This window comes from Rhizobium sp. WYCCWR10014, assembly GCF_001657485.1.
Taxonomy (GTDB): domain Bacteria; phylum Pseudomonadota; class Alphaproteobacteria; order Rhizobiales; family Rhizobiaceae; genus Rhizobium.
The window spans coordinates 1-25994 of record NZ_LXFU01000040.1 but is presented as its reverse complement, the minus strand read 5'-3'; the positions used below and the strand labels follow the sequence as shown (position 1 = coordinate 25994).

The following is a 25994-nucleotide window of genomic DNA, read 5'->3' as shown; positions in this document are numbered from 1 at the left end:
CGACTTCGCGAGCCACCGCGAAGGCGACGAGCCATCGCACATCGACAACTAAGTTAGCGCCTATGGGGTCAAGCCCGAGGAGGACGGAGCGCGGGGTGGCGTCTGCAGCAGGAACAGCGACGTATCCCGACATGATCGGGAGTCATCAACGCCGATTTTTGCCCCGTGATTTCGCCCATGCAAAACCGTTGACATTTCGCTGAACAGCATATATCCATTTGGCTATATAGCTAGATGGTGATATATGGACGACAAGCTCGATGCGATTTTCTCCGCACTCGCCGATCCCACGAGGCGAGCAATTCTTGGGCGGCTTGCGAACGGCAAGGCGACGGTGGCCGAGCTCGCTGATCCCTTCGAGCTGTCTCAGCCTGCCATATCAAAGCATCTCAAGGTCCTGGAACAGGCCGGATTGATCCGCTCCGGCCGTGAAGCGAATTCGCGTCCCCGCGTCCTCGAGCCGGCCGCGTTGAAGACGGTTGCTGATTGGGTCGCCGATTACAGACGCTTCTGGGATCAAAGCTTTGATCGTCTCGATGACTATCTGTCCAAGGTACAAGGATACGACAATGACTAATCCAGAGACCGATACCGACGATACCCGCGACCTGGTTCTTGTCCGAAGGTTTGATGCCCCATGCGATCTGGTTTTCAGGGCGTGGACCGACCCGAAAGCGTTGGTGCAATGGTGCGGCCCTCACGGTTTCAAGGCGGTGGGCGATCAGCTTGAAGCCTGGCCCGGCGGTAGACACCGCGCCTGTCTGATCGCCCCAAATGGAGAAGAGCATTGGGTCGGCGGAAAATATCTGGAGGTCGAGCCGCCGCACAGGCTTGTTTTCACACATGCCTGGGAGCTCACAACCGGCGAAACCAGCCCGGAAACGGTCGTCACCATCACATTCAGGGAAAGCGACGGAGGCACGGAAATGACTTTTCGCCAGAGTGGATTTGATAGCGCATCGTCACTGAAGGGTCATGAAGACGGCTGGTCGCAAAGTCTAGAGCGACTGAGCTTCTTTCTCGGGACTGAACCCGGAGGGCCGGAGCATGTCTAAGGCGGCGATGAAGCTCTATTATTGCGAGACGCTCAATCCCCGGAAAGCCTGCGCCGCCGCTCGTTATCTCAAAGCCGACGTCGAGTTCGTCAGGGTTGACCTGGCAAGCGGAGAACAGCGCAGTCCAAAATTCCTGGCGCTGAACCCGAACGGAAAAGTCCCGGTGCTGCAGGATGATGCCGGAACTTTATGGGAAGCGAACGCCATCATGTGCAGGCTGTCTGACAGCGTCGCATCGGATTTCTGGCCGCATGACCACCGGCAGATCGACGTGCTGCGCTGGTTGAGTTGGGATGCCAGTCACTTCACCCGGCACGGGGCAACGCTGTGGTTTGAAACCTTGATCAAGCCATTGTTCGGCGGGGAGCCTGACGTCGCCGTGATCGACGATGCGAAGACGAGTTTTCGGCTCCATGCGCGCGTGCTCGACGATCATTTGGCCAAAAACAGCGTCGCCGTCGGGAAGACACTGACTGTGGCAGACTTCGCATTGGCCGCCGCACTTCCTTTCGCAACCGCCGCCGGGATTCCAATCGCCGAGTTTCGGCAGATCCAAGCGTGGTACGGACGGCTTGAAGAACTGGATGCGTGGCGAAACCCTTTCCCAGCCTAGAGAGCACGGGCGAAGGATCCTTTGCCAGGGTGAAAGGCGTTGGCAAAGGCACGTGAATTTATCGAGATCGGCCACTGATCTATTGGCTACCTTACTGGAGATGAAGCATGTTCACCCACGTGATGATTGGAAGCAACGACCTGGAGCGGGCCAGAAACTTCTACGACGCCACGTTCGCTGCCTTGGGAGGCAAGCCCGGCGAGATGGATGCAAGAGGCAGGCTGATCTATGCCCACGAGGGTGGTCGGCTGATGATCACAAAACCGATTGATGGCAAGCCGGCGACCGTAGCCAACGGCGGGACCATCGGTATCGCCGCCGCGAGCCCCGACCATGTTCTAGCGTGGCATGCCGCCGGTACCGCGCATGGCGGCACAGCGATCGAGAGCCCGCCACGGGAACGCCCGAACGGGTCATTCGTCGCATATCTTCGCGATCCTGACGGAAATAAACTGACCGTACGATCGCAGCCGACGAAGTGAGGCGACCAGAGTGGATCCTCGGATCAAGCCCTGAGGAAGACGGAGCGCGGGGTGGCGTCTGCAGTGGGAACAGCGACCTATCCCAACATAATCGGGTGCCATCAACACCGATTTTTGCCCGGCAACTTCGTCCATGAGGGCCTCGCCGAGGTCTCGAACACGCGTTTTCAGTTTCCAACCATCGCTTCTGCCACCGCAGCGTCGGAGACATCCTTTGCCACCTCTGATATCAATGACCTCAACCACCGATGAGCCGGATCGTTTCGATAGCGGACATGCCATGCCAGCTCCACCGGGAAGCTGCCGAGATCGACCGGTGCGGGCAGGACTTTGAGACGCGGGTCGCGGGCAAGGCGATGGCAGATCAGTCGGGGCAGAGTTGCGCAATAGTCGGTGACGGCCACCATTTCCGGGACCGCCAGGAAATGGGTGACGGAGACCGAGACGTCGCGCCTGAGACCGGCCTGCTGCAGCATCTGGAACAGGCCGACGCGCATCCGGCCGGGTGGAAGCACGTTGACATGCCGCATCCGCTGATACTGTTCCTCCGAGATGCTTTCGGCGATCTCGGGATGATCCCTGCGCACGACACAGGCCAGCCCATCATCCATGAGATGCTGCACGACCATGTTATCAGGCGGCTCGACGATCCTGCCGAGCACCATTTCCGTCGCCCCTGACATCGCGCCGGTCTCGGCCAGATCATTGCCGAAGGGCGTCAGGCGAAGCCTTATCCTGGGCGCGCATTCGCGCAGCCGCGCCACGATCACCGGCATCAGGACAAACTCGACGTAGCTGTTGGGCGCGATGGTGAACTGCCGTGTCGCTCGCGCCGGATCGAATGCCTGCTGGCCGAGAATGACGTCATCCAGGCTCGCCAAGGCCCCGCGGATCACCGGAGCGAGTGCCTCTGCCATCTCAGTCGGCTTCATGCCGTAGCGCTCGCGGATGAACAGCGGATCGCGCAGCGTCTCGCGAAGGCGGTTCAAGGCGTTGGAGACGGCCGGCTGCGTCATGCCCAGTTGTTCGGCTGCGCGCGTGACATTGCGCTCTTCCATGAGCGCCACGAAGACAGGCAGGAGGTTGAGGTCATACTTCATCCAGATATATTGCCGAACGCATAACTGAAATCAAAGAAATAAATTTTACGAATGAGAGTGGCCGAGGCATGATCCCCTCATCGAAAGCAACCGATCACATCTGTCTCGAAAGGATCTCCAGATGAAAATCCTCATGGTTCTCACCTCGCACGACCAACTGGGCGACACCGGCCGGAAGACCGGCTTCTGGCTCGAAGAGTTTGCCGCCCCCTATTATGCCTTCCTCGAAGCCGGCGCCGATATCACCGTCGCATCGCCGAAGGGCGGACAGCCGCCGCTCGACCCGAAGAGCGACGAACCCGGCTTCCAGACCGATCAGACCCGTCGCTTCCATGCCGACCCGGATGCCCAGGCGGTACTCGCCTCGACCGTGAAGCTCGCTTCAGTCTCCCATGAAGATTACGACGCCGTCTTTTATCCGGGTGGCCACGGCCCGCTTTGGGATCTGGCGGAAGACAAGAATTCGATCGCCCTCATCGAATCTCTCTATCAGGCCGGCAAGCCCGTCGCCTTTGTCTGCCACGCACCGGGTGTGCTGCGCCACGTCAAGGCTGCCGACGGCACGCCGCTGGTTCAGGGCAGAAAAGTCACCGGCTTCAAGAACTCCGAAGAAGACGGCGTTGGCCTGACCCAGGTGGTGCCGTTCCTGGTCGAGGACATGTTGAAGGAGAATGGCGGCCTCTATTCCAGCGGCGCCGACTGGTCGTCCTATGCTGTGAAGGACGGCCTGCTCATCACCGGGCAGAACCCCGGTTCATCGGTGGAGACCGCCGGCATTCTGCTCGCCGCCGTGACGGCGGCAAAGGCCGCCTGACACAGTGCGGCTGGTCGCGGATAAACCCATGACCAGCCGCACTGTTATTTGTGTTGCGGCGATACTCAGAGCTTTCCCTCTGCCAGCAATTCGCGGGTCCGCTTCAGTGTCGATCGCAGGGCGGCCTTGTAGCCGTTTTCGCCATCGAATTGCGCCTGCTCGGCCTGCTCTTCCGGGCCGTTCGGCTCTTTGCCGCGCAGCCCGATGTAGCAGTAGAAGCGCAGCTGCAGCTGACCGTCTCCATCCTCGAAAAGCTCGTTGATGATCGCTCCCTCGCGTGGGCCCGTCACCTGAAAGAAGGTCACCTTGCCTTGCTGGTCCAGGGTGATGATCTCGCGCAGATCCTGCCCGCCGATCGTCGCCTCGCGCACGAAGTGGATCGGGCTTTCCTCCACGACATCGCAGCGGGTGCAGAGACCGGCGGTAAGAAAGAGCCGGGCGTCGCGTGCCTTGCGTTCGAGACCTCGCCAGGCCTCAGCGCGCGTCAACGGGGTTTCGCCTTCCGGGTTCACCGGAACTGTGGCGGTCGAATAGATCATGATGATCGTCCTTTCGAGGTATCTTTTGTTGGCTCAGGCGGAAGCAGCAGTTTCCGCGGCGAAAGCGCGATAGGGGCGCAGCGGGCGTCCGAGCAGGGCCGTCAGGCGCTCGACGTCGCCCGCCTCGGGCAGCATCCCGTCGGTGATGAAGCGTTCGCCCATCAGGCGCATGTCGTAGGCCATCCAGGCCGGCATGAACTGCTTCAGATTCTGCTCGAAGCCCTCGGTATTGTCGCCGCCATAGTGGATCGGCCGGGCGAGCACGTCTGACCAGATGGCAGCGATATCGGTTCCTGTCAGCGTCTCCGGACCGACGAGATTGATCCTCTCGAGCGCCAGCGGCTCTGCAGCCTGTTCGCGGCGCAGCAGCTCAAGGGCGGCGATCTCGGCGATATCGCGGACGTCGATCATGGCGAGACCCTTGGGCCCGATCGGCATCGGGTAGGCGCCGTAGCCGGTGATGACGTCTTTAACCGTCAGATCGTTCTGGATGAAGTAGGCCGGGCGCAGGATCGTCGCCTTGAAACCCATCTGCTCGATCATCCGCTCAACGCCGAACTTGCCGGCGAAATGCGGCACGTTGACGTAGAGGTCGGCGTGGATCACCGAGAGATAGACGATCCGCTCGATGCCGGCCGATCGGGCAACATTCAGCGCGATCAGAGCCTGGGTGAATTCGTCCGGCACCACGGCGTTGAGCAGGAAAAGGGTCGACACGCCGGACATGGCGTTGCGCAGGGAGTCGACATCGAGGAAGTCGCCCTGCACGACGCCGACGCCAGCCGGGAATTGCGCTTTCGACGGGTCGCGGACGAGCGGACGGGGGCGTTGCTTTCCGAACTGGACGAGACAGCTGCGGCGATTTCGTCCGGCGGTCAAAAACCCAAAGGGAGATTGCGGATCAGCGCACCCTTGCATTTTTCCCAGACCGCAATGGGAAGGATCGCCGCCGGCTTTGCCCTCAAATATCCGGAGGTGCGGCTTGAGGTGACGAGTGAGGACCGGTCCGTCGATATGATCGAGGAAGGCTACGATCTGGTCATCCGGGTCAATCCGGATCCCGACGAAAGCCTGGTCGGACGAGCGTTTCTCCGCGACCGCTTGGTGGTGGTGGCAAGCCCCGATCTTCCCCGCCCGACCGGAGACCACGCCGCTCCCGGCGTCATGCGCGGCGCAGGCGATCGGCAAACATGGCAGGTGAATACAGAAGGCGGCCGGTCGACGATCAGGATCGAACCTGTGCTCACCTTGGCGACGCTCATCATGGTCCGCGATGCGGTGCGCGCCGGCGTCGGCGCGGGACGTCTTCCCATTTCGCTGGTGAGCCATGACCTGGCTGACGGCACATTGGTCAATTGGGGGGATATCGACGGCCCCGAGATCGCTCTCTGGACGCTCTACCCATCGCGGCGGCTGCTCAGCGCGCGCGTATCGGCGTTCCTGGACTTTCTCAAACAGGCCTTCCCCAATGGCACGGCGGACGAATTAGCCGCCTATATCGGCAGGTGATGACCGCGCTTTGCCGGTGTGGCGGGTCTGGCCTAGGACCGATCGACAATAGGCCACCGGCATTTCCCGACCGCTGGGCAATCGTCCGAATTCAGAGCTCGGTGAACCGGAAGCCACTGCTCCAGTAGCAGTCGGTTTCGCTCCCACGTCATAGGTATTAGGATGGGGTAGCTGAGAACCGGCGCGGTCGCTGCGTCGGACCACTTACCTCGGGAGGCAGTATGAAATCGCCAACAGTGAGAGTCATGGCCGCCGCCGAGGAAGATCTGGCGGCCGAAACGGTCCTGCTGGCGTTTGCAGCGGATCCTATGGCGCGATGGACTTGGCCGCATGCACACCAGTACCTTGCGGCCATGCCGCGAATGATCCGGGCGTTCGGGAGCAGCGCATTCTCTAACGGAAGCGCCTTTTGCACCGACGGCTACGCCGGGACGGCGCTGTGGCTACCGCCCGGAGTGCATTCCGACGAGGAAGGGCTTGGCGCGGTGCTCGAGAGCACAGTTGCGCCCGCTCTTGCCCCCGAAACCACGACCATATTCGAGCAGATGGCCACGTACCACCCAACGGAACCACATTGGTACCTGCCCCTGATCGGCGTCGACCCGGCGCATCAAGGCGAAGGTCACGGCGACGCCCTGATGGCGTACGCGCTCGCACGGTGCGATCACGATCACGCACCAGCCTATTTGGAATCCTCGAATCCGCGCAACATTCCGTTCTACCGACGCTACAGCTTCGAACCGCTCGGCGCGATCCAGGCCGGTTCGTCGCCGACGCTGGTCCCGATGCTGCGGCGGCCGCACTGAGCTCCAGTTCGATAGAGAGTTGGGCGTATCTAAGTCCAGCGCGCGGCCCAGCCGCGAAAAGAACCGGCGACAACGTTGCCGGCGGATATCGTCGAGTTATCGGCGATGTCCGATTTTAGAAGTCGAACGATCTAGCTTTGACGACCGACATAAGGGCGCATTACTGCCGCTCAGCGCCGCAACCTTCCTAGTCCGCTTTGGCGTATGTTTTGAAGCCTCTCGCTGGCTTTGAAGGCAATACAACTTGTCTGAAGTCGGCAATGAATTGTTCAAGCTTTAGGAGCATTTAATTGAATCGNTGCAGCTCACCTACCGTATTGTTCACTTTATTGATTCCCGGGACGATCATGGGCAATGCATTGCGAGGCAGCAACCAGGAGCGCGCGCCATCCCTCAATCTGCGCGGGCTGCTAGCGGGAGTCTCAGGCGCAGCGTTAATGGCGATCTCCGCAGCGGCGGCCCAAGCCGCTGACTGGCACGGTTTGACAAGCAATGACTGGACAGACGCGAGTAACTGGTCAGGAGGCATCGTCCCCGGCGCTGGTACAAGCGTCAATATCAGCACATTTGGCGCACCGGGAAATACTCCGGTCGTCCTCGGCGTTACAGCGCCCACCAGCGCTTCGGTAGGGCTAATAACGGTCGGACAAGGGGGTGCCGTCCCCGGCGTTCTAACAATCCAGAATGGCAGCACACTGACCAGCTCTAGCAACTCCCGGCTGGGCGGAGCAGCGTTTACCACCGGTATCGTCACCATCACCGGACCGGGATCGCAGTGGACCACCACACCCGGAAATTTTTATATCGGCTTTCTCGGTACGGGCATCCTCAACATTGAGAATGGCGGGCAATTTAACGCGGGCACCGCAGTTCTAGGAGGCTCCGCCGGCTCTTCCGGCACGCTCAACATCAGCAGCGGCGGCATGCTCCGGGCACAGGCCTTGCGGGGCGGTCCCGGCGTGAGCCAGGCCAATTTCGACAATGGCACTCTACGGGCTACTGCCAGCAACGCGACCTTCATCAATGGATTTTCCGGTACCGAACTCAACCTGCTCGCCGGCGGGCTGACGATCGATACGGCCGGCTTTGCCGTGGGAACCGACGCGGCGTCGGGTTTTTCAGGTGTCGGCGGCCTGACCGTCACCGGTGGCGGTGTCTTCAGCCTTCTGGCAAACAGTATCTATACCGGCGAGACGCAGATCGACTTCGGCAGCGGTCTTGCCCTTTCCGGCACCGGCGCCATTGCCAATTCCAGCCGGGTTGTCGCGGATGGCATCTTCAACGTTTCGGCCGCCACGGCCCCGACCATCCGAAGCCTGGCGGGCAGCGGCAGCGTGCTGCTCGGCGCCCAAACTCTGACGATCACCAATGCCAACGACACCTTCGGCGGCGTCATCGGGGGCACGGGCGGACTAACCGTCACCGGAGGCAATCAGACGCTGTCGGGTGTCAACACCTATACCGGCGCGACGAGCGTGACCGGCGGCCGGCTTTCCGTCAACGGCTCGATCACGAGCCCGGTCGCGACATCGGGGACCGGCATTCTCGGCGGCGCGGGCACGATCTTCGGCGATGTAACCAATGCCGGCACGATCGCGCCCGGCAATTCGATCGGCACGTTGACCATCGCAGGCAACTATATCGGCAGTGGTGGGACGCTCGAGATCGAAACGGTCCTCGGCGGCGATGCCTCACCATCCGATCGTGTCGTGGTGACGGGCAATACGGCAGGTACGACCAATGTCACGGTCAGCAACCTCGGTGGCGGCGGCGCGCAGACGGTCGAGGGCATCAAGATCATCGATGTCGGCGGCATATCCGCCGGCAACTTCTCGCTGCTCGGCGACTATGTGTTCGAGGGTGATCAGGCCGTGGTCGGCGGCGCATATGCCTATCGCCTCTACCAGGGCGGCGTCAGCACACCTGCCGATGGCGACTGGTATCTTCGTTCGACCGAACTCGATGCCGCCGGCGTCGCGGTCGGACCGATCTATGCGCCCGGTGTGCCGGTCTACGAGGCCTATGCCGGCGTGCTGCAAAGCCTCAACCAGTTTGGCACGCTGCGCCAGCGCACCGGTGGGCGGATGCTCGACGGTGACCGAACCGCAGACCAGGACGGCAACACCGCCGCCACCGGGATCCAGACCCGCATCGGCGGTAGCCGTTCGCACTTCGAGCCGGAAAGCTCGACCACCGGCGCCGACTATGAGGTCAGCAGCTGGACCCTGCAGGCGGGTGTCGACGGAGTGCTGCGCGAAAGCGAGGCCGGTGCTCTGATCGGCGGGATCAATTTTCATATGAACACCGCCTCGGCCGACATCTCCTCGCGCTTCGGCAAGGGCGACATCGACACCACGGGTTATGGCTTCGACGGCACCTTGACCTGGTACGGCAAGAGCGGCTTCTACATCGACACGCAGGCTGCCGTCACATGGTACGATAGCGACCTCAAATCCTCGACACTTCAAACTTCGCTTGCCGACGGCAATGACGGCCTCGGTTATGGGTTCAGTGTCGAAGCCGGACAGAGGATCGCTGTGACGAGCCAATGGTCGCTGACGCCGCAGGCGCAGCTCGCCTATTCCTCGGTGCGCTTCGACAGTTTCACCGATGCCTATGGCGCCGATGTCTCGCTTGACGACGGTGACAGCCTGACAGGCCGCCTCGGTGTCTCGGCCGATTTTGACTGCGAGTGGAAGGATGCCTCCGGAAAGACCAGTCGCTCGACGGTCTACGGCATTGCCAATCTCTATTATGACTTCCTCGACGGCTCGGATGTCGATGTCTCCGGAACCAGCCTCGTCAGCGAGAACCAGGCGCTCTGGGGCGGCCTTGGCCTCGGCGGCTCGCTCACTTGGTCCGACGAGCGTTATGCAGCCCACGGTGAAGCCTTTGCCCGCACCAGCCTCAAGGACTTCGGCGACAGTAGCGCCCTCGGCGCCAAGATCGGATTCAGTGTGAAGTGGTAGCTGCCTTATGCGCTGCCTTCAACATCGCCATCTTCGTCGAGTTCATGCACCAGCAGGCTTGAGGTGACGAAGAGAATCTATTCAGGTGACGCTTCCGGCTGCTTCAACCTCATCTAGCCGGGCGCCTTTTGGCCCAGCCCCGCCCGCTCATGTCATGAACTCAAACAGATTGCCCGGTGCCAATGTCTGCGATGCGAAAGACCAGATTGACGAGCCTGCCAGCCCCATATCTGAAGCGCCTTTGGGTGCGGGAGGATGCGGGCCTGAGCGAGCAGTATCCGTTCAATCTGCCTTGGCTGGACAAGGATTTCGTCCTCGATTTCGCCACGCCGGTGACGATTATAGTGGGTGAAAACGGCACCGGGAAATCCACGTTGATCGAGGCTGTGGCAGCCTTGTGCGGGTTTGACGAGGCCGGGGGCGGCAAGGGCTACATGCCAGTCGACCACTCCCGTGCGGTGGACCGCAGCGGCGCCCTTCTCGCCAGCGGGTTGCGAGCAGCCTGGTTGCCCAAGGTCACCGCAGGCTGGTTCTTTCGCGCCGAATCCTTCTTCTCTGTCGCGCGCTTTCTCGATGAAGCAGCTCGAGACGCCAATGCTGCACCGCCGGACTTCCTGTCATGGAGCCACGGTGAAGGCTTTGTGCGTTTTTTCGAGGAACGCATGTCCAAACAGGGAATATACCTGCTGGACGAACCGGAGAGCGCGCTTTCACCGACGCGCCAACTGCAACTACTCCGCCTCCTTCATGCCATTCAGAGATCGGCAAATGCTCAGATCATCATGGCCACGCATTCGCCCATCCTTATGGCTGTCCCTGGTGCTCGGCTGCTGGAGATCACCCGCAGGGGGCTTGCGGAAATTGAACTGCGCGATACGCCACATTTCAAGCTCTACAGAGACTTCACACTCAATCCAGATGACTTTGTGGATCGTGCCTTGCGCAACGTTGTTGAATGACGCACTTCAGATCCCATTCAAGAACGCTTAAACGATGTCGCCCATCCGGCGCATAGGCGATGTGCCGCCGGGGCGATGTCTGCTTCCAGGCAGGATACTTAGGTCCTCTATGACCGAAAAGGCGGCGCAATGCCGAAATGATTTCCGCAGCGGGGCCGAGAGCATGGAGCGAGCACCGAGATTGGCGCGTGCTTTCGCCGCGCCCCCGCCGTCGAAGAAAAGCCTTCCTGCGAAATTCCTCGAATCCTAGTCACTTTTAGGGTAAAATTAACCAGTGCATTTAGGAGGCTGAAACGTCCTTGCGCGCCGCATGCGTCGCGCAGCGCTTACGAAGGAAAGATGAGCAATGAAAAGGTTAGCAATCGTTGCCCTGTCGCTGGTGACGGCGCTGACAAGCGTCCCGCCGGCCATGGCGTTTCCCACCGTTGCCGTGCCGAAGATCGAAGCCCCAGAGGCGCAGCCGGTCCAGTACAGAAACTACCGCGGTGGATACCGAGGCGGCTATCGAGGCTACCGCGGGCGTGGATATCGCAATGGCGGCGACGATTGGGCCTGGGCCCTCGGCGGGCTCGCCACCGGCGCAATCATTGGCGGAATGCTGGCGCAGCCGTATTATGGCCGAAGCTATTACGGTCGGGGCTACTACGATCAAGGCTACTACGACCGGGGCTACTACGGATCGCCCTATTACGGTCCGCCGCGCTACTACGGCTCGACCATTTACCGTCCCCGCTACTACGCGCCGCGTTACCGCCAGGTCTATAGTGGCGGCAACGGACATGTAAGCTGGTGCTATTCGCGCTATCGGTCTTACAGGGCTTACGACAACACGTTCCAGCCCTATTACGGTCCGCGACGGGCGTGCGTCTCGCCCTACTGAAGCGTGTCGCGCAAACTGTGCAGCGGTTTTGCGCGAGATGCGCAAAACCAAGACCCAAAAGCGTGGGCTAAGCGAATCTGAAAGATCGCGACGCGCTTTAGCGGAAACCGCCGCTGGCGGCCAATCGTTCGCCGGTCAGCCAGCGGGCATCGTCGGAAGCGAGGAAGACGGCGACGCCGGCGATATCGTCCGGCTGGCCGATGCGCCCGAGCGGCGTCTGGGCGACCAGGGTCTGTTCGAAATCCGAGCCGATGACGCCGGCCGAGTGCGTGCCCTCGGTTTCGACAATCCCTGGCAGGATGGCGTTGACGCGGATCTTGCGCGGACCGAGTTCCTTGGCAAGCACGCTGTTGATGCCCTCGACGGCTCCCTTCGTGGCGGTGTAGACGGCCGTGGCCGGTGGGGCCAGGCTGGTGACCACCGAGGAGATGTTGATGATGCTGGCGCCCTCGCCGAGATGCTTGACCGCTGCCTGCGTGGTCAGCAGAACACCGAGAACATTGACGTCGAAGATGCGGCGATATTGCTCCTCGGTCACCTCCTCAATCGACGCGAATTCATAGACGCCTGAGTTGTTGACCAGCACGTCGAGCTTGCCGAACTCCTTGACCGCAGCATCGACCAGTCCCTGTGCTTCACCGGCCTTCGTAACATCGCCCTGCACCGCGATGGCCTTGCCACCGGCCGCACTGATCGCCTCCACCACGGCGTCGGCTCCCGCCTTGCTCGAAGCGTAATTGACCACCACTTGCGCACCCTCTGCTGCGAGTGCCTTGGCAATCGCAGCGCCAATGCCTTTGGAGGCGCCCGTTACGACAGCGACCTTTCCTGTGAGCTTAGCCATTTCACGTTCCTTCCGATCTGGATAGCCGCCGGGATTGGCAGGCTTGTTCCATAGTTCGGAAATTCGGAACTGTTGATCTCGATGTCAAGGGACGCTATATAAAAATTCATGAGACCGCTCTTTCACCCAGCCCTGAAGGACATCAAGCCCGAGGCGATCCTCTATGCGCTGTCCGATCCGGAGCGCGTTGCCATTTTTGTAAAGCTTGCCGGCGCCAACAGTGGCGGGACGTGCTCCGCGCTTGCCGATCTCGGCGATCGCGTCATTCCAAAGTCGTCGCTGTCCAACCATTTCAAGGTGCTGCGCGAGTCCGGGCTGGTCCTGAGCGAGCGCCAGGGTGTGGAGATGCGCAATCAAACGCGCTGCACCGAGCTGGACGAACGCTTCCCGGGCCTGATCAAGGCCATTCTGACGGCTTACGGCCAGCTTCCCGGGCAGCCGAAGACGGACTGATTGCCCCTAGAGGGATTCCAGGAAAAGTGCGAAGCGGTTTTCCCTCCGGAATTACGTGAAAACAAAGAGATAGAGCAGCATAATCCCCAGTGGCCGCTGCCGACGGATGTTCGCCTAGGTGCTTGCAGGCGACACGAATGGTCGCATGGATCCAGTCGCCCGCTTCACCGACGACGGAGCTGGCCTAGGCTTTGCCGATGATCGACGGGATCGATATCGCTGGCCTTAGCTTAATTCTTGATCACATTGATGTTGACCGTGACGTCCTTGATGGTCCCCTCGCCGTAGGACACCCTCACCTTGTACATGTCACGTCCAGAATAGCCGCTGTTGGAAGTATAGTATTCCGACACGCCGAGAGACTTCCTGGAATTGCATTTAATTCGGATGCCATCTTTGTAATTTGAATAGATATTCTCTTTGACGAATTCAACCGAGCCATGCGCCGGCGCTTGGACCAATTTTATATTGGCGATTGTTGCAGCCGTGCAGTCTTCATTCAAATTGTAGGACTGGCCCATCTTTGTCCGCTCTCCACTCAGAGCCCGACTGTGATCCGCAGAAATAGCAACACCGTTTTGAGTGGTGACACATCCGGACAGACCGAAAATGATGGAAAGAACAGAAATCGAAATAGAGTTTTCTTTCAAAATTCGCGAAGCCTGCATTTTGTTTTTCATCTCTTGGTTTTATTAATAGCGCCATTCAGCTTATCCAATCAGCAGCCTATTGCAATCGCACGTGCCTGCAGCCGCCGCCACCGCCTTCATGGTCTTTTCACCGCGGAAGCAGCCTGCCAGCAAAGCCCGATGGTACAGCGCCCATGCTCGACTTTAATCCGCTCTATTCGACCCCGCAGATTGCGGCCATCGAACAGTTCATCGATCGGCATTATCCGCTTGCCGGGCCGGTTTCCTGCCGGTTGCTTCAACGCGGCTTGAATGATGTGTATCTTGCCCTCGCGAGCAACGGCGAGCGTTATGTGTTCCGGCTTTCCCATCGCCGCGCCCGTGGCCCGGCCGACGTCAAGACCGAAACGGCGTTCCTGACGCATCTTGCGCAATCGGGCGTTCCCGTCGCCGCACCCATCCCGACCCGCGAGGGCACATTGTTCGTTGAGGGAGATGCGCCGGAGGGCGTGCGCCAGGCCGTGCTTTTCCGGGCGATCGAGGGCCGCAAGCCGGATACGGCGGATGCCGGTGATGCCCGGGCCAACGGCAAGACGCTTGCCTTGCTGCACAACGCCGCCGAGACATTCCAGCCGGAGGGAGCGCTCTATCGGCTTGACCTCGAACACCTGCTGCATGGGCCGCTTGGCCGCATATGCGATAGCGGCGTCGTGGAAGATGCAGACGTCCGCAGCGATCTGGAAGACATCGCTACGCGAACCGCAAAGGCGATTGAAGACTTCGCCAATCTGAGCTGGACGTATTGCCATGGGGACTGCCACGGCTTCAATGCGCGGATCAACGACGCCGGCGAAGCCGTCTTTTTCGACTTCGATGACGGCGGTCCGGGATACCTGGCCTACGACCTGTCGGTGTTTTTGTGGGCGCAAACATCCTTCGGCCGGAGGTCGACCGCAATGTGGGACGCGTTCGTCGATGGCTATCGGGCCGTCCGGCCGATCACGCCTGATGACTTCGAAGCCGCCCATCGCTTCGTGATCGTCCGCCACATCTGGCTGATGGGCGAATATGCAAGCCGGGCACAAGAATGGGGAAGCGAGACTGTCGGTTGGATTGCGCGGGAAGCAAATTTCCTGAGGCAGTGGGAGACCGAGCGATGTGTCGAGCGTCTGTTCTGAATCCAGCTTTGCTCAGCGGCCGGAGGGTCGGCGGTGCGTCGGCGCTCGCTTCGAGCGAGTCCCACTCCTGGTGCAGGTCAAGGGACGCCCGAGAAGATTGCTATATTGGGAACTTGTCGGAGACATCAGCACTTAGGGGCCACCGGCCCCTGTTGGCCCGAAGCAGCCATGCCGCCCGTCACGGGAATTCCGGCCCCTTCAAGTTGAGCTGACTAGCCTTCATCGCGATGATGAGAAATGCGAAACCGAGCGGAACGATTGTCAGTGCCAGCCGAATTTTAACTCGCGTCGGAAATTCATAAAGGGATTTGTAGCGGACCATATAGGGAGCCATTAGAGCGATCATCATGGCGATGATGCAGGCTAGCAGGTAGAAAAACACGTCTTCAAATCGTAGGCTGACCATCTTACCCCACGTGTACATTGCTCTCCCCGCAACAGCCTAAGCGCGAAACAGAAATTTTGAAAGGCCGGCAAGTTTATTGCCGCAATGTCCGCTTTTGCCGCAAGCCTGCCGCAGCTGGTCCATTCCTTGGGCAATGGCTCGTGGCAGTTGGTGCCGATTTGATGACCCAGATTAATAGGTCCTGACCTAGCGCACCAACGCAAGTCCGACCGTCAGCTCTGCACCTGCGAGCGCAGCCAGTCCTGAAGCTTGTCGACCGCTTCGGACTTCCGATATCGCGGCTTCACCAGATAGAAGTGCGAGCGCGCTCTGAGGGCGCCGTCGAAGACTTGCCTCAGCCTGCCCGCCTCGATGTCGGTCGAGACGAAAGCGCGGGTTGCCACCGCGATGCCCTGTCCGGCGATGGCAGCTTCGATCGCGTGCGATGTCTGTGAGAAGCTGATGCCCCGAAACAGCGTGGGATCGCCGCCGCCCAGGAAGCGATCGATATATTCGGGCCAGGAATTATGGGCATCGTGAAGCAGCGTGTAGTGCGAGAGTTCTTCCGCGTTGTTGGGCTCGGCGCCCTTTGCGACGAGGTCTGGATTGCAGATGGCGATGATCTCCTGCTCGAATAGCAGCTCGGCGGCGAGGCCTGGACCGAAGGGAGGGCTGCCAAATCGGACGGCGAGATCGACGCCGTCGACCCGAGCGACCATCAAGGACCTGGCCAAGACCCGACTGGAACCATCCATACCAATCCCTGCCAAGGTCGAGACGTTGACGTTCGTATCGTGAAATCTCGCGATGAATCGCGGACAAGTGCGAGCTTCCGCATTACGCTTTGGGAGCGGAGGTTGTCACCCCTGGTATATGAAATGATTTGATCTAGCCCGACATCATGGATTGCGTGAGAGAGTGCTGCTCTGGCGCTCTCGAAAGCATAGCCATTTCCCCATGCCCCTCGTCGGAATCGCCAACCCACTTCGTAGTGGGAACCCAACGGATGTTTTGGATCCATCCGCGGCATTACCCCGGAATAGCCTAGGAAATTGCCATTCACGTCTTCCACAGCCCATCGCGCGACTCCATGTTCGGCTTGTGCGGCGAGGTAGCGGGCGAATTTAACGTCGCTCTCGACATTGTCGATTGGGCCGCCGAGGTCCGCCATGACTTCTGGGTCGGCGTGCATCTCGGCAAATGGTGACCGGTGATAGTCGGTGAAATGGTGCAATTTCAGGCGCGTCGTCTCAATCACTTTGGGTTCCCGCTTGATCCGTCGCAGCTACTTTAAACGCCATTGCGAACCTCATGGAAGCCTCGAGGAACCGGGCGGCTTGACCTTGGCCAATCGGCGGGGGGCCACCGGGTGACGAAATCGGCAAGCGAGACGGCGGTCGCAGAATTCCGGAATGCGCCAGTAGCGGTCATTGCGGCTATCGCAGGTGTCTCCATATTCTGCGACAGCCGCCAAAGTTAGGATTTATGCGACTTCTTTGGGGCGGCCAGCGCTCATTAGCTCGATGAGTCTTTCGAGACGGGTCACGACGTCACCGGTTTCCAAGAGTTGTTGCTTCTCTTCCACACTGGCCGATAGCAGAGGAGCGACGGTGTCGGCCAATAGGCTTGGATCGCCGATTGAAGGCAGGCTGAAACGGGCTTTGGATCCCGAGGGAAGTGCGGAAAAATCGACCTCGGCGTAGGTCTGGTACGCATCGAGAACCGCACTCGAAAGAGCGGCGGCCTTACGCGACTGGCTGCCCTGCTCTTTGATCGGCGCGACTTCCGCACCTAGGAACTCTCCGTCGGTAAGGCGGACGATGCCTATTCGCTGAAGCCCGCAGACGGTGACCTTAAGAGCCCCGTCTACCTGTGTCTGGCGATCGACCACGTTTGCTATGACGCCCACCGGATAGAAGGCGTCAATAGTGCTGGGACGATCGTCGGCACCGCGCCTCTGGGCGACAACGACGACGCGCCGATCGCCGACAAGAGCGTGTTCCACGGCCTGCCTGGTTTTATCACGCGCCACGAAAATCCGCGAGATCATGTGCGGAAACAGAACCATGTCTCGCATAGGGACGACGGGAATATGCTCCCCGACTGAAGGAGGCGTGTTAGGCTGAACCGACGTCGCAGGCAATTGGACCGCCTGGATCCTTGCGGCCAACACGTTCCAATCTCGATAGCCAAGAATTCGAGCGATGAGCTCTTGGCTTTCACTATTGGTGAGGGTGAACGATTTGGCATGAAGCGCTTCACGTAGAGTTTTCGCCATAGTTTTGGCATCGCGGAAATCGCGCATAAGATGATCCTTTGCATAAACGAACGGAGAGCGTCAGGGGCTTGCGTTGCTGACCCGTTCGTCCGGGCAAAGGGAGCCAAAAGTGGCTCGATACATTCACCGTACCCCGATGGGGCGCAAGCAGCAGGCTGTATCTACCGAGCACCGATTGTGCACATAAGGTTTGTTCTCTGTCAATCTTAGGCTGAGCGAGAGTCCGCTCTGCGCCAGTAGCGGTCATGACTGGGAGTCAGTTGCCCCGCTTTTGAAGGATATTTTCAGCCAATTCGGAAACGCCTTCTCGGATTTGGTCTGTGGTGGGTTTCGTCGCAAGCCGCTCCAAATCGCCACGAAGCGCAGCAGCTGTATCCGGGGGAAGCCGATTAGCAACCAGCAAAAGCATAAAGTATTGGTGGATCGCGTCGCTTCCCTGCAGCACTTGGCGCAAGGCAGGAATTGCACCGGTTCCTGTCGAAACTAGAAGATCAGCAACCGGCGTCGCTACCGGCCAGTTTCCATCGGCAACCCAAACGACGAGGTCGTCAAGGACCGGGGCAATTGCGGGAAAACCCGCCGCCGCGAGCTGCGCCACCGCATCGAGATCAAATTTGTCTTCGGGTAATCGCATCTCGTCCCCGTCAAAGCTGACCAATTCTGACATAACTTACCTGCCAGTTGGAAGCAAAGGCGTCGTCCGCAAAGGGCCGAGGGCTGCCGAGACCTCAGGTCGTTGATGCGCCAAAAGTCCACGCCCGCGCAGACGGTAAGGGACGAACTCTTGGCTTTGTGTCCGGACAGCCATGTCCCCCATTGCTTCGCATTACTCGCTACGCAGACCTCTTTTCATCCATGGCTATTTGTCGAGCCGCCACATTCGCTGCGAAAAAGTTGTCGAAGACATTTTCGAAGCTGTAGCGAAGCGGAGGATCGGCATAAAATTCCCTGAAGCGCCTGACGTCGGGGCTGCCGACGAGGTATTTGCAGAGCGAAGTTCGGAATTTCCAGTTTGTCGCCCCCTTCGGTAGCGAGGCGAGCCAGTGATATTTAGGGCGGCCCAACGGAAAGTTCGGCACAAGAGAAGGTCCGGAAGGAAGTGGATTGCGGGACATGACATCCAGAAAACGGTCGATTTCCGCCGGAATGGCGAATTCAAAGTCGACGCCGTTGAAGTGAACGCTGAGGAGGCACCAGGTTCTTCTTTGGCGCATGAATGGATGTGTGATCCTCTTGGGCCGCCTGTACTGCCCCGTTCCACCCGTAGGAACTATCCATCCGCCCCATCTCACCCCTGCCTCCCAGCTCAGGGACAGGTGGGGAAAGGCCTTGGGAAAGGTCCAGTGATAAGATATCTCGGCGCTCTTCATGACGCGATGGTAGCAATGACGATACCCCGTTGTCACTAGAGTGATAATGGAAGGCCTCTGGTGCCCGATCCTCGTTGGTTCCACTGGCCGTTCAGGGCCGAAGGCAATCGCCATCTTGGGAAGAACCTCACCGTCGCGACTGACACCCGCGGACCTGAGATAAGAAGACGTAACTGCGGGAACTACACGCGAAAAATCGGCGATCGCTTCGACCTCCGCCCACTCCGTTCGTATCCGCCAAGATACATCAAGGCGAGCGCCGCTAATGCGATGCACCAATCGCCGGTGTCCCGAAATTTCGGGATATCCGGCCAACGGTCCTGAAGCTCAAGAGATGAATTATTAACTTCGAAATTAGGTCAGTCGTGCAAGCCCATCGCAGCGAAGCCAATTGATCGCGTATGATTGATTGTCGCACTTGTCGAAGAGTCGATCTTGCTTGGGAGTGCTCGTGCGTGTTCGCATAATTTGTGTGCTAATCCTGTCTATAGCGTTCGCGATCTTCATGCCTGTGGTGATGGAGTTTGGCCGGGCGCTTTACGTAGACGACGATTTCGGAGCACCCGCTTCACCGGACCTCGTGTTTATCGCCGTGTCGGTCATCCTCGGTATTCTCGCGGCAGTAGGCCTCTGGCTGGCGGATAGTCGGCAGCGCAGGTTGCCGCTGCTCACCTTGCCGCTCGGCGTCATCATGTCGATCGGTGTGGGTTATGGCAGCACGGCCTTTGCGTTTCGTTACGCGACGGCCCGCTACGACATTTTGACTAACGACTGCTATTATACAAACGCCATGGCTTTTCGAGGCAGCAATGGCATCTTCGTCTCATGGGGCGGGCGAACGGCTTTCCATCCACTCGAAAAAGTTCGATCTATGACTGCTTTGCCGACGGGAGCTTAGGCGGCGTTCACCGACCCCTGATGCGGCATCCCGTTTGATGAAGGCGTGTCGCAAGAGCAGGCCATCAGCTCTGCACCTTTGAGCGCAGCCAGTCCTGAAGCTTGTCCACCGCTTCGGACTTCCGATATCGCGGCTTCACCAGATAGAAGTGCGAACGCGCCCTGAGGGCGCCGTCGAAGACTTGCCTCAGCCTGCCCGCCTCGATGTCGGTCGAGACGAAGGCGCGGGTCGCCACGGCGATGCCCTGTCCGGCGATGGCAGCTTCGATCGCGTGCGATGTCTGTGAGAAGCTGATGCCCCGAAACAGCGTGGGATCGCCGCCGCCGAGGAAGCGATCGATATATTCGGGCCAGGAATTATGGGCATCGTGAAGGAGCGTGTAGTGCGAGAGTTCTTCTGCGTTCTTGGGCTCGGCTCCCTCGGCGACGAGGCTTGGATTGCAGATGGCAATGATCTCCTGCTCGAACAGCAGTTCGGCGGCAAGGCCGGGGCCGAAGGGAGGGCTGCCATATCGGACGGCGAGATCGACGCCGTCGACCTGGAAGCTGGAAATGCGGTCTGTCGCCAGGATGTGGAGATCGAGATCGGGATGCCGCGAGGTGAAATCAGGCAGACGCGGGATCAGCCATCTCGAGGCGAAGGTCGGTGTCGTGCTGACCACCAGCTTGACCGGCTGAGGCTTCAGGTTCGCCGTCGCGTTTGCGAGCAGTTCGAAGGCGCGCCTGACGTCGGCGACGTAGCTTCGCCCCTCGCCGGTCAGCGCCAATGACTTCGGCAGGCGCTCGAACAATGTCACCCCGAGTTCCGCCTCGAGCCCTCGCACGTGCTGGGCGACGGCTCCTTGGGTGACGCCGAGCTCTTCGGCCGCGAGCCGGAAGTTCAGATGACGCGCCGCGACGTCGAAGGCCTTGAGGCCGTTGAGGGAGGGAAGATTGCCGATGGACATGGACACTCGATAGTTTTTCTACTGGGACATTTCACGAAAACTGGTTCGCTCTCGCTTGAAGCCCATGGTATTCGAAGGATCAGAGCCCGGCAATGGGCGCAAGATCTGGTAGGGAGAGCGGCGATGGCAGTAGAAAAGGTAGCGATCATTACGGCTGGCGGCAGTGGCATGGGTGCGGAAGCCGCCAAGCGGCTTTCGGCCGATGGCTTCAAGATCGCCATCCTGTCCTCATCCGGCAAGGGCGAGGCGCTTGCCGCCGAACTGGGCGGCATCGGCGTCACCGGCTCGAACCAATCCAATGACGACCTCAAGCGCCTGGTCGACGCCTGCACGGAAAAGTGGGGTCGGATCGACGCCCTCGTCAACAGCGCAGGTCACGGTCCGCGTGCGCCGATCACCGAGGTCACGGACGAACAGTGGCATACCGGCCTCGACGTCTATCTGATGAACGTCATCCGTGCGGTTCGGTTGGTCACGCCGATCATGCAGGCGCAGAAGTCGGGCGCAATCGTCAATATCTCCACCGCCTGGGTGGCTGAACCGTCGGTGATGTTCCCGACCTCGGCCGTCTTCCGCGCCGGGCTCGCCGCCTACACCAAGATTTACGCCGATACCTATGCGGGCGACGGCATCCGCATCAACAATGTGCTGCCGGGCTGGATCGACAGCCTGCCGCCGACGGAGGAGCGCCGCGACAGCGTGCCGATGAAGCGCTACGGCACCAGCGCCGAAGTGGCCGCGACAATTTCCTTCCTCGTTTCCGAAGGTGCGGGTTATATCACCGGCCAGAGCCTCAAGATCGACGGTGGCCTGACCCGGTCCGTCTGACAGGATCGCTTTCAATGCCAAGGAGAACAGCGATGTGCTGCGACGACGTCAAGGCCTGCGAGATCAAGAAGGCCGAGGCGGAGGCGAGACGGTGAACCTCGCCGAGGTCGATGCATCGGCCTGGGCCGAGCTGGCGGGCGCGGCCGCCGATCCGCAGTCGGCCTTCCGCTACCTGAACCTCTGTTCGGTCGACGCCGGCGGCCGGCCGCAAGCCCGCATGGTGGTGCTGCGGCGCGCGGATGTGGCGCGACGCATCCTGGAAATCCATACGGATGTCAGAAGCCCAAAGTGGCAGGAAATATCGGCCAATCCTTCGGTCACCCTCCTCGGCTATGGCCCGCAGCCGAAAGTGCAGCTTCGCCTTCAGGGATCGGCCGAACTCCATGGACCGGCAAGCGAATGCGCGACTGAAGCCTGGAGCCTGCTGCCGCGATCGACGCGCAGTACCTATATGGGTGGGCCACCGGGCGACGAAATCGGCGAGCAGCCGGCAAGCGAGGCAGCGGACGCAGACGCCGATGGACGGGCCTTCTTCGGGGTGCTGATATTTCGGGCCGAGACGCTGGACTGGTTCCAGCTGCGCCACGCCGACAACCGACGCGCCGTCTTTGCCTACGACCATCTGGGCGCGCTGACCTCCTCCCGCTGGGTCAATCCCTGAACGCCAGAGGATTTCGAAGCTGCCATCGCTTTCGGGATTTAGAACGTCCGGAGGCTGCGCGACTGTTCCGGAACTATAGGTTTCCAGCTAGTAAAGTGTCCTTCGGTAGGCTTGCTCCAGTTCTTCGTCCATCTTTTGCATTTCATCCCCGTCCCTCGGCGCCCCTGTCGTCTCATCCAGAATGATCTTTATCAGCGAGGGCATCTCGGTGCGGTCCTGGAAATGATCCGGGCTCCACAAGCGAGACCGTCTGAACGCCTTGGCGCAATGCATGAAAACTTCGCTTACTTTGACGATGATAGCGAGTTTCGGGAGACGATCAGCGACGCTCATGCTCGTCAGCAGTTGAGGATCATGGGTCAGGCTTGCCCGCCCGTTGACGCGCAATGTGTCGTCGAAACCGGGGATAAGAAACAATAGCCCGACGTTAGGGTTGGCGATGATGTTGCTTAGGGTATCAAGACGATTGTTGCCAGGCCGATCCGGGATCGCCAGGGTGCGCTCGTCAAGAACCTTGACGAAGCCCGGAGGGTCACCGCGAGGACTGACGTCGGCCTTTCCCTCCGAACTCTGCGTGCCGATGCAGAAGAATGGCGAGCGCCGAATGAATTCCTGCGCGTGCTCGCCAAGAGAATTCTGACACTTCACGATTGCCAGAGCGTGGGTCGGCTCGAACAGCGCCCGAAGCGACTGTTCATCCGCGATGGCAAAATCTGGATTGAGTTTTAATGCCGTCATGATCCCCTCCCGAAATCCCTCTCATCGCATGGCCGAACTGCAGGTCTGCAACCCTGACCTCACTCGTCTCCGCCTGCAAGCCATGATGTACGTACCTCAGAAGGTATACATGAGTTGATATCCAGGATCAACGAAGGTTTCGTCGATGCCGCCCTCACCGAGATAGCCAAAAGCCACCAAGCGAGTATTTCCACTTTATCGGATAAATCCTGGTCACCTCTACCGCACGCCAAGCATTCCGGATCCGTTGCGGACCTCGGACCCTCGACAGTGGTCGATAACTTGGCGCGTCATCAGGGAGGTTCTGACTGGAGTTCGGCAACATTGCTAAAACCTCCCTGATGTCCTTTCGACAAGGATCAGGAAAATCTAAGCCGGATGGCGCCGAGGGAAAGGCGGACTTAAGTCCTGCTGGCAACGTCAGGACCTGCTGCTCATATTAGGCTTGAGGCATGAAGGTCCGTGGAGGGGCGGAACAGGAGGAAAAAATGAAGTTCGGCCCCGATAACTACAATCACGAAGAGCGCTGCCCGCAAGGCCATAGTTCGGCGTCCACGATCGCCACAATCGAAGCAGCCCTTTCCGCCGATCCGGATATCGACAGCAGTGCCATCCAAATCAGGATGCTCGGCCCTGTCGCTGTACTCGAAGGCTTTATAGCCAAGGCTGCAGACCGCGACAAAGCCATTTCGCTTGCCGCGACGATCGTCGGCTGGGAGAACGTCCACGACCGGATGTTGAGCCGGCTCCCGACGCAATGACGGACACTGTCCGACCGGGCTAGAGGCTCTAGAGCCTTTCTGGGTTAGATTGCAGCATTCTGTTGGCTCAAACGGAGTTGGATGGTCGACCGGCGGCGCGTGTCGTAGCCCAGCCCTACGGCCAAGCCGGCCGGTCGATCAGCCGGCCCGTTTCAGCCAACCTTCCCGCAGATTTGCCTGGCAAATCTGCAAGACTTTAAAATCGCCGGACGCACTTATCGCTTCGCCTTGGCGAAGCGGTGCGGCCGGTGGGCCGGGCATCTTTCCGTCAGGGCAAAGGCGATCGGCTCGCACGTACCAAGGGGTATGCCCTTCGCCAATCGCCTTTGCCCTGACAAAACCTGCTCCGGCAGAATGCTGCAATCTAACCCGGAAAGGCTCTAAGACCATAGTCCGGGCCAGCCCCGGCATGAAGTCCGAGGCCGGGAACACTTCTTCCATTTTCCGGTTTGGCTCTGCAGCGGAACCAACCGCGTTGAAGGAAGAAAACAAATGAATATCAAAGCAGTAGGAATTGTCGCCGGCGTTCTGTTGGCATCGACATCTGCCTTTGCGCAGTCATCGACAGTTACAGGCGCGGTGGGTGGTGCTGCAACGGGGGCGATTGTCGGCGGCCCGGTCGGTGCTGCTGTCGGCGGCATCGTCGGCGGCGTGGCAGGCAGCGTTATCGATCCGCCGCCGCAGCAGGTGGTGACCTATGTTCAGCGGGCTCCGGCCCCGACCGAGCGTGTCGTGGTGAAGGAGACGGTCGTCGTCGGACAGCCCCTGCCGGAGACCGTGGTTGTCATGCCGATTCCCGATGATCCGAAGTATGCATACGCGATCGTCAACGATCAGCGTGTGATTGTCGAACCTTCCTCCCGGAAGGTCATCCAGGTCATCCAATGACCGAGAGGGCGGCTCCAGCCGCCCCTTCCCACAATGAGGTCACGCGTGCCGCATAACAATGCCTGCATCATTCGCGTGTCCAAGCTCGTAGTCGGCATGGTCTCGGCGGCGTTTTTCGCGCCGCCGATCCCCGCGAGCAACAGGCGGCGCCCTGCTGAAGAGTCCCCTGGGTCCCCCGCAAAGCTGCTTTGCGACTCTGTCTCTGGAAGTGTGATTGTTTGCTCTCGCCGACAATGAACCGCCCACGAGACGCTGGTCCAGCTACGCCACGAAAAACTGGGCGCGCCAACTCCCGCTGGGTCAATCCGTGAACGCCGGATGAGCACGCGTGAGCAATAACCAGAAAACGTGACGAAGGCGGCCGGTTTGAGCGGCCGCCTTCTATATGATCAGGCCGTACGTCTGACCATTCTCGCCACAGCGATCAGGATGCAGGCTCCGATGAAGCCCGCGATCAGATAGCCCAGCCAGCCGCCAAGGGCGACGCCGAAGAGCGAGAGGATAAAGTTGGCGACGATGGCGCCGACAATACCGAGAAGAATGTTCATCAGCACGCCCATGTTGCTCTTCATGAGCATTTCGGCGAGCCAGCCGGCAATGCCGCCGATGATGATTGCGGCGATCCAGCCGATACCTGCACTTTCCATAGCAATTCCCCATTGTGAATGATTGAGCGGTCGGCGCCGGCTATCATGTCTCGCCGATCGAGCTAAACCGATGGCCAAGCGACAACACTATAACATTCCGCCGCGCCAGTTGGTTCCATAAGTCCGCGCCCCCGCCTCTCCTGATCTGGTTCAGGTCACCTGTCGGCCGCGGGCCAATCGTTCGCAGGCTCCTCTATGACGGCAACGTCGTCGTCCGCAGGGTCGGGATCGCGCTCAAGGGCAACGCGCAGATTGCCGACCTCCTTGATGATCGCATCGAAGACGTCCTGCTGCCTGGCCCCGGCCACAACGCAGTCGTCGACGAGATGCTCCACCTTCGCGCGAAGCCCGACCTTCCAATTATTTTTGCTCATGACCTTCTCCTCCTCTGGATCTTCGATGGGCAGCCGGCGGCTTCCGCGCAGGAGAAAGCGATCAATGTGGCCCTGGGTGGCGGCTCGATCATCGCGAAATCCTCTTCTGCGGGATGAGGTCGCGGCGAACGGGTAAAGGTGCTCGCCTGGCGTTTCGTTGCCCGCACCGAGAAATCGGAAAAACCGGTGCGTTCACCATCTCCGTCACGTCCGATTGGCACGCCGCGACCTCGGCGGATTAACCGATAGCCGCAGCAACGGTTCCGCCAAGGAGGTGCCGTCCCAAAAATGTCTTCTTGGACGGAAAAAGTTCAGTGCGTTCGGGTCACAAGCATGTGTCCAGCCGAGACGTCAAAGTCCAGTCCCTCCCGTCCTGCGCGAGAGAAGTAA

At 60.0% G+C, this 25994-nt stretch carries 29 protein-coding genes and 2 pseudogenes; 17 read left to right on the top strand and 14 right to left on the bottom strand.

Features of this window, described 5'->3' with window-relative positions; translation table 11 throughout:
* Positions 1–244: 244 nt before the first annotated feature.
* From A6U98_RS21845 to A6U98_RS21830, 4 genes are all read left to right on the top strand, one after another.
* Positions 245–577: a metalloregulator ArsR/SmtB family transcription factor gene (locus A6U98_RS21845; protein ID WP_003557417.1), complete on the top strand. Its 333-nt coding sequence runs from the start codon at positions 245–247 to the stop codon at positions 575–577.
* Positions 570–1055, top strand: coding sequence for an SRPBCC domain-containing protein (locus A6U98_RS21840; RefSeq protein ID WP_064652669.1), 486 nt, complete (start codon positions 570–572; stop codon positions 1053–1055). Before A6U98_RS21845 ends, A6U98_RS21840 begins: the two co-directional genes overlap by 8 nt.
* Positions 1048–1668: a glutathione S-transferase family protein gene (locus tag A6U98_RS21835; RefSeq protein ID WP_197496422.1), complete on the top strand. Its 621-nt coding sequence runs from the start codon at positions 1048–1050 to the stop codon at positions 1666–1668. Before A6U98_RS21840 ends, A6U98_RS21835 begins: the two co-directional genes overlap by 8 nt.
* 107 nt (positions 1669–1775) lie before the next feature.
* Complete coding sequence (locus A6U98_RS21830) at positions 1776–2150, top strand: VOC family protein (protein WP_003557411.1); 375 nt, start codon at positions 1776–1778, stop codon at positions 2148–2150.
* Between the two features lie 167 nt (positions 2151–2317).
* On the opposite strand, the gene A6U98_RS21825 is transcribed toward A6U98_RS21830, so the two are convergent.
* Positions 2318–3250, bottom strand: coding sequence for a LysR family transcriptional regulator (locus A6U98_RS21825; RefSeq protein WP_064652665.1), 933 nt, complete (start codon positions 3248–3250; stop codon positions 2318–2320).
* A 121-nt stretch (positions 3251–3371) separates the two neighbouring features.
* On the opposite strand from A6U98_RS21825, the gene A6U98_RS21820 reads away from it, so the two are divergent.
* The gene (locus A6U98_RS21820) at positions 3372–4064 is read left to right on the top strand and encodes a type 1 glutamine amidotransferase domain-containing protein (protein ID WP_064652663.1); all 693 of its coding nucleotides are present in this window, start codon (positions 3372–3374) and stop codon (positions 4062–4064) included.
* Positions 4065–4129: 65 nt separating this feature from the next.
* Here the strand turns inward: A6U98_RS21820 and A6U98_RS21815 are convergent, their stop codons facing one another.
* Both A6U98_RS21815 and A6U98_RS21810 read right to left on the bottom strand, forming a co-directional pair.
* Positions 4130–4603 (bottom strand): AtaL-like protein, encoded by a 474-nt coding sequence (locus A6U98_RS21815; protein ID WP_064652661.1) that lies wholly within the window; start codon positions 4601–4603, stop codon positions 4130–4132.
* A 33-nt stretch (positions 4604–4636) separates the two neighbouring features.
* Positions 4637–5377 (bottom strand): annotated as a pseudogene (locus A6U98_RS21810) (NmrA family NAD(P)-binding protein); the annotation flags it as partial.
* Between A6U98_RS21810 and A6U98_RS21805 the strand changes: the two are divergent.
* The 5 genes from A6U98_RS21805 to A6U98_RS21785 all read left to right on the top strand — a co-directional run bounded on the left by A6U98_RS21805 (position 5270) and on the right by A6U98_RS21785 (position 11726).
* Positions 5270–6112: a substrate binding domain-containing protein gene (locus A6U98_RS21805; protein WP_348627438.1), complete on the top strand. Its 843-nt coding sequence runs from the start codon at positions 5270–5272 to the stop codon at positions 6110–6112. The pseudogene A6U98_RS21810 and the gene A6U98_RS21805 overlap by 108 nt on opposite strands.
* A 221-nt stretch (positions 6113–6333) precedes the next feature.
* A complete protein-coding gene (locus tag A6U98_RS21800; protein WP_064652657.1) occupies positions 6334–6918 on the top strand; it encodes a GNAT family N-acetyltransferase in 585 nt (194 codons plus the stop codon).
* Positions 6919–7355: 437 nt separating this feature from the next.
* Positions 7356–9887: an autotransporter outer membrane beta-barrel domain-containing protein gene (locus tag A6U98_RS21795; protein ID WP_245304549.1), complete on the top strand. Its 2532-nt coding sequence runs from the start codon at positions 7356–7358 to the stop codon at positions 9885–9887.
* Between the two features lie 182 nt (positions 9888–10069).
* Positions 10070–10846, top strand: a complete 777-nt coding sequence (locus A6U98_RS21790) for an AAA family ATPase (RefSeq protein WP_064652655.1) — start codon at positions 10070–10072, stop codon at positions 10844–10846.
* A 346-nt stretch (positions 10847–11192) separates the two neighbouring features.
* A complete protein-coding gene (locus A6U98_RS21785) occupies positions 11193–11726 on the top strand; it encodes a BA14K family protein (RefSeq protein WP_064652654.1) in 534 nt (177 codons plus the stop codon).
* A gap of 97 nt (positions 11727–11823) precedes the next feature.
* On the opposite strand, the gene A6U98_RS21780 is transcribed toward A6U98_RS21785, so the two are convergent.
* Entirely contained in the window at positions 11824–12570 is a 747-nt protein-coding gene (locus A6U98_RS21780) for a glucose 1-dehydrogenase (RefSeq protein ID WP_064652652.1), read from the bottom strand.
* A gap of 108 nt (positions 12571–12678) precedes the next feature.
* On the opposite strand from A6U98_RS21780, the gene A6U98_RS21775 reads away from it, so the two are divergent.
* Positions 12679–13023 carry a helix-turn-helix domain-containing protein gene (locus A6U98_RS21775; protein WP_064652650.1) on the top strand — a complete coding sequence of 115 codons (345 nt, stop codon included), beginning with the start codon at positions 12679–12681 and terminating at the stop codon, positions 13021–13023.
* A 230-nt stretch (positions 13024–13253) separates the two neighbouring features.
* Here the strand turns inward: A6U98_RS21775 and A6U98_RS37740 are convergent, their stop codons facing one another.
* The gene (locus A6U98_RS37740; RefSeq protein WP_245304548.1) at positions 13254–13703 is read right to left on the bottom strand and encodes a hypothetical protein; all 450 of its coding nucleotides are present in this window, start codon (positions 13701–13703) and stop codon (positions 13254–13256) included.
* A 143-nt stretch (positions 13704–13846) separates the two neighbouring features.
* Between A6U98_RS37740 and A6U98_RS21765 the strand changes: the two genes are divergently transcribed.
* Positions 13847–14830 (top strand): phosphotransferase, encoded by a 984-nt coding sequence (locus A6U98_RS21765; RefSeq protein WP_064652646.1) that lies wholly within the window; start codon positions 13847–13849, stop codon positions 14828–14830.
* Between the two features lie 178 nt (positions 14831–15008).
* Here A6U98_RS21765 and A6U98_RS21760 read toward each other — a convergent pair whose 3' ends face one another.
* From A6U98_RS21760 to A6U98_RS21740, 5 genes and pseudogenes are all read right to left on the bottom strand, one after another.
* On the bottom strand, positions 15009–15212 hold the full coding sequence (locus A6U98_RS21760; RefSeq protein ID WP_245304547.1) for a hypothetical protein: 204 nt from the start codon (positions 15210–15212) through the stop codon (positions 15009–15011).
* A 236-nt stretch (positions 15213–15448) separates the two neighbouring features.
* Positions 15449–15925 (bottom strand): annotated as a pseudogene (locus A6U98_RS21755) (LysR substrate-binding domain-containing protein); the annotation flags it as partial.
* Positions 15926–16698: 773 nt separating this feature from the next.
* Positions 16699–17520, bottom strand: coding sequence for an LON peptidase substrate-binding domain-containing protein (locus tag A6U98_RS21750; RefSeq protein WP_064652643.1), 822 nt, complete (start codon positions 17518–17520; stop codon positions 16699–16701).
* Positions 17521–17749: 229 nt separating this feature from the next.
* Entirely contained in the window at positions 17750–18160 is a 411-nt protein-coding gene (locus A6U98_RS21745; protein WP_064652640.1) for a DUF5071 domain-containing protein, read from the bottom strand.
* Positions 18161–18326: 166 nt separating this feature from the next.
* Positions 18327–18707, bottom strand: coding sequence for a hypothetical protein (locus A6U98_RS21740; RefSeq protein WP_245304546.1), 381 nt, complete (start codon positions 18705–18707; stop codon positions 18327–18329).
* A gap of 661 nt (positions 18708–19368) precedes the next feature.
* On the opposite strand from A6U98_RS21740, the gene A6U98_RS21735 reads away from it, so the two are divergent.
* Positions 19369–19761 (top strand): hypothetical protein, encoded by a 393-nt coding sequence (locus A6U98_RS21735; protein ID WP_245304545.1) that lies wholly within the window; start codon positions 19369–19371, stop codon positions 19759–19761.
* Between the two features lie 64 nt (positions 19762–19825).
* On the opposite strand, the gene A6U98_RS21730 is transcribed toward A6U98_RS21735, so the two are convergent.
* On the bottom strand, positions 19826–20713 hold the full coding sequence (locus A6U98_RS21730; protein WP_064652638.1) for a LysR substrate-binding domain-containing protein: 888 nt from the start codon (positions 20711–20713) through the stop codon (positions 19826–19828).
* A 117-nt stretch (positions 20714–20830) separates the two neighbouring features.
* Between A6U98_RS21730 and A6U98_RS21725 the strand changes: the two genes are divergently transcribed.
* Together A6U98_RS21725 and A6U98_RS21720 are read left to right on the top strand one after the other, a co-directional pair.
* Complete coding sequence (locus A6U98_RS21725) at positions 20831–21535, top strand: SDR family oxidoreductase (protein ID WP_064652636.1); 705 nt, start codon at positions 20831–20833, stop codon at positions 21533–21535.
* A 91-nt stretch (positions 21536–21626) separates the two neighbouring features.
* Positions 21627–22196 (top strand): pyridoxamine 5'-phosphate oxidase family protein, encoded by a 570-nt coding sequence (locus tag A6U98_RS21720; RefSeq protein ID WP_064652635.1) that lies wholly within the window; start codon positions 21627–21629, stop codon positions 22194–22196.
* An 87-nt stretch (positions 22197–22283) separates the two neighbouring features.
* On the opposite strand, the gene A6U98_RS21715 is transcribed toward A6U98_RS21720, so the two are convergent.
* The gene (locus A6U98_RS21715) at positions 22284–22934 is read right to left on the bottom strand and encodes a pyridoxamine 5'-phosphate oxidase family protein (RefSeq protein WP_064652633.1); all 651 of its coding nucleotides are present in this window, start codon (positions 22932–22934) and stop codon (positions 22284–22286) included.
* Between the two features lie 488 nt (positions 22935–23422).
* Here A6U98_RS21715 and A6U98_RS21710 point away from each other — a divergent pair, with 488 nt between their 5' ends.
* Entirely contained in the window at positions 23423–23695 is a 273-nt protein-coding gene (locus tag A6U98_RS21710) for a BON domain-containing protein (RefSeq protein ID WP_064652631.1), read from the top strand.
* Between the two features lie 492 nt (positions 23696–24187).
* Positions 24188–24583 carry a DUF1236 domain-containing protein gene (locus tag A6U98_RS21705; protein ID WP_064652629.1) on the top strand — a complete coding sequence of 132 codons (396 nt, stop codon included), beginning with the start codon at positions 24188–24190 and terminating at the stop codon, positions 24581–24583.
* Positions 24584–24972: 389 nt separating this feature from the next.
* On the opposite strand, the gene A6U98_RS21700 is transcribed toward A6U98_RS21705, so the two are convergent.
* On the bottom strand, positions 24973–25230 hold the full coding sequence (locus A6U98_RS21700) for a GlsB/YeaQ/YmgE family stress response membrane protein (RefSeq protein WP_064652627.1): 258 nt from the start codon (positions 25228–25230) through the stop codon (positions 24973–24975).
* A gap of 155 nt (positions 25231–25385) precedes the next feature.
* The gene (locus A6U98_RS21695) at positions 25386–25604 is read right to left on the bottom strand and encodes a hypothetical protein (RefSeq protein ID WP_064652625.1); all 219 of its coding nucleotides are present in this window, start codon (positions 25602–25604) and stop codon (positions 25386–25388) included.
* Between the last annotated feature and the right edge of the window lie 390 nt (positions 25605–25994).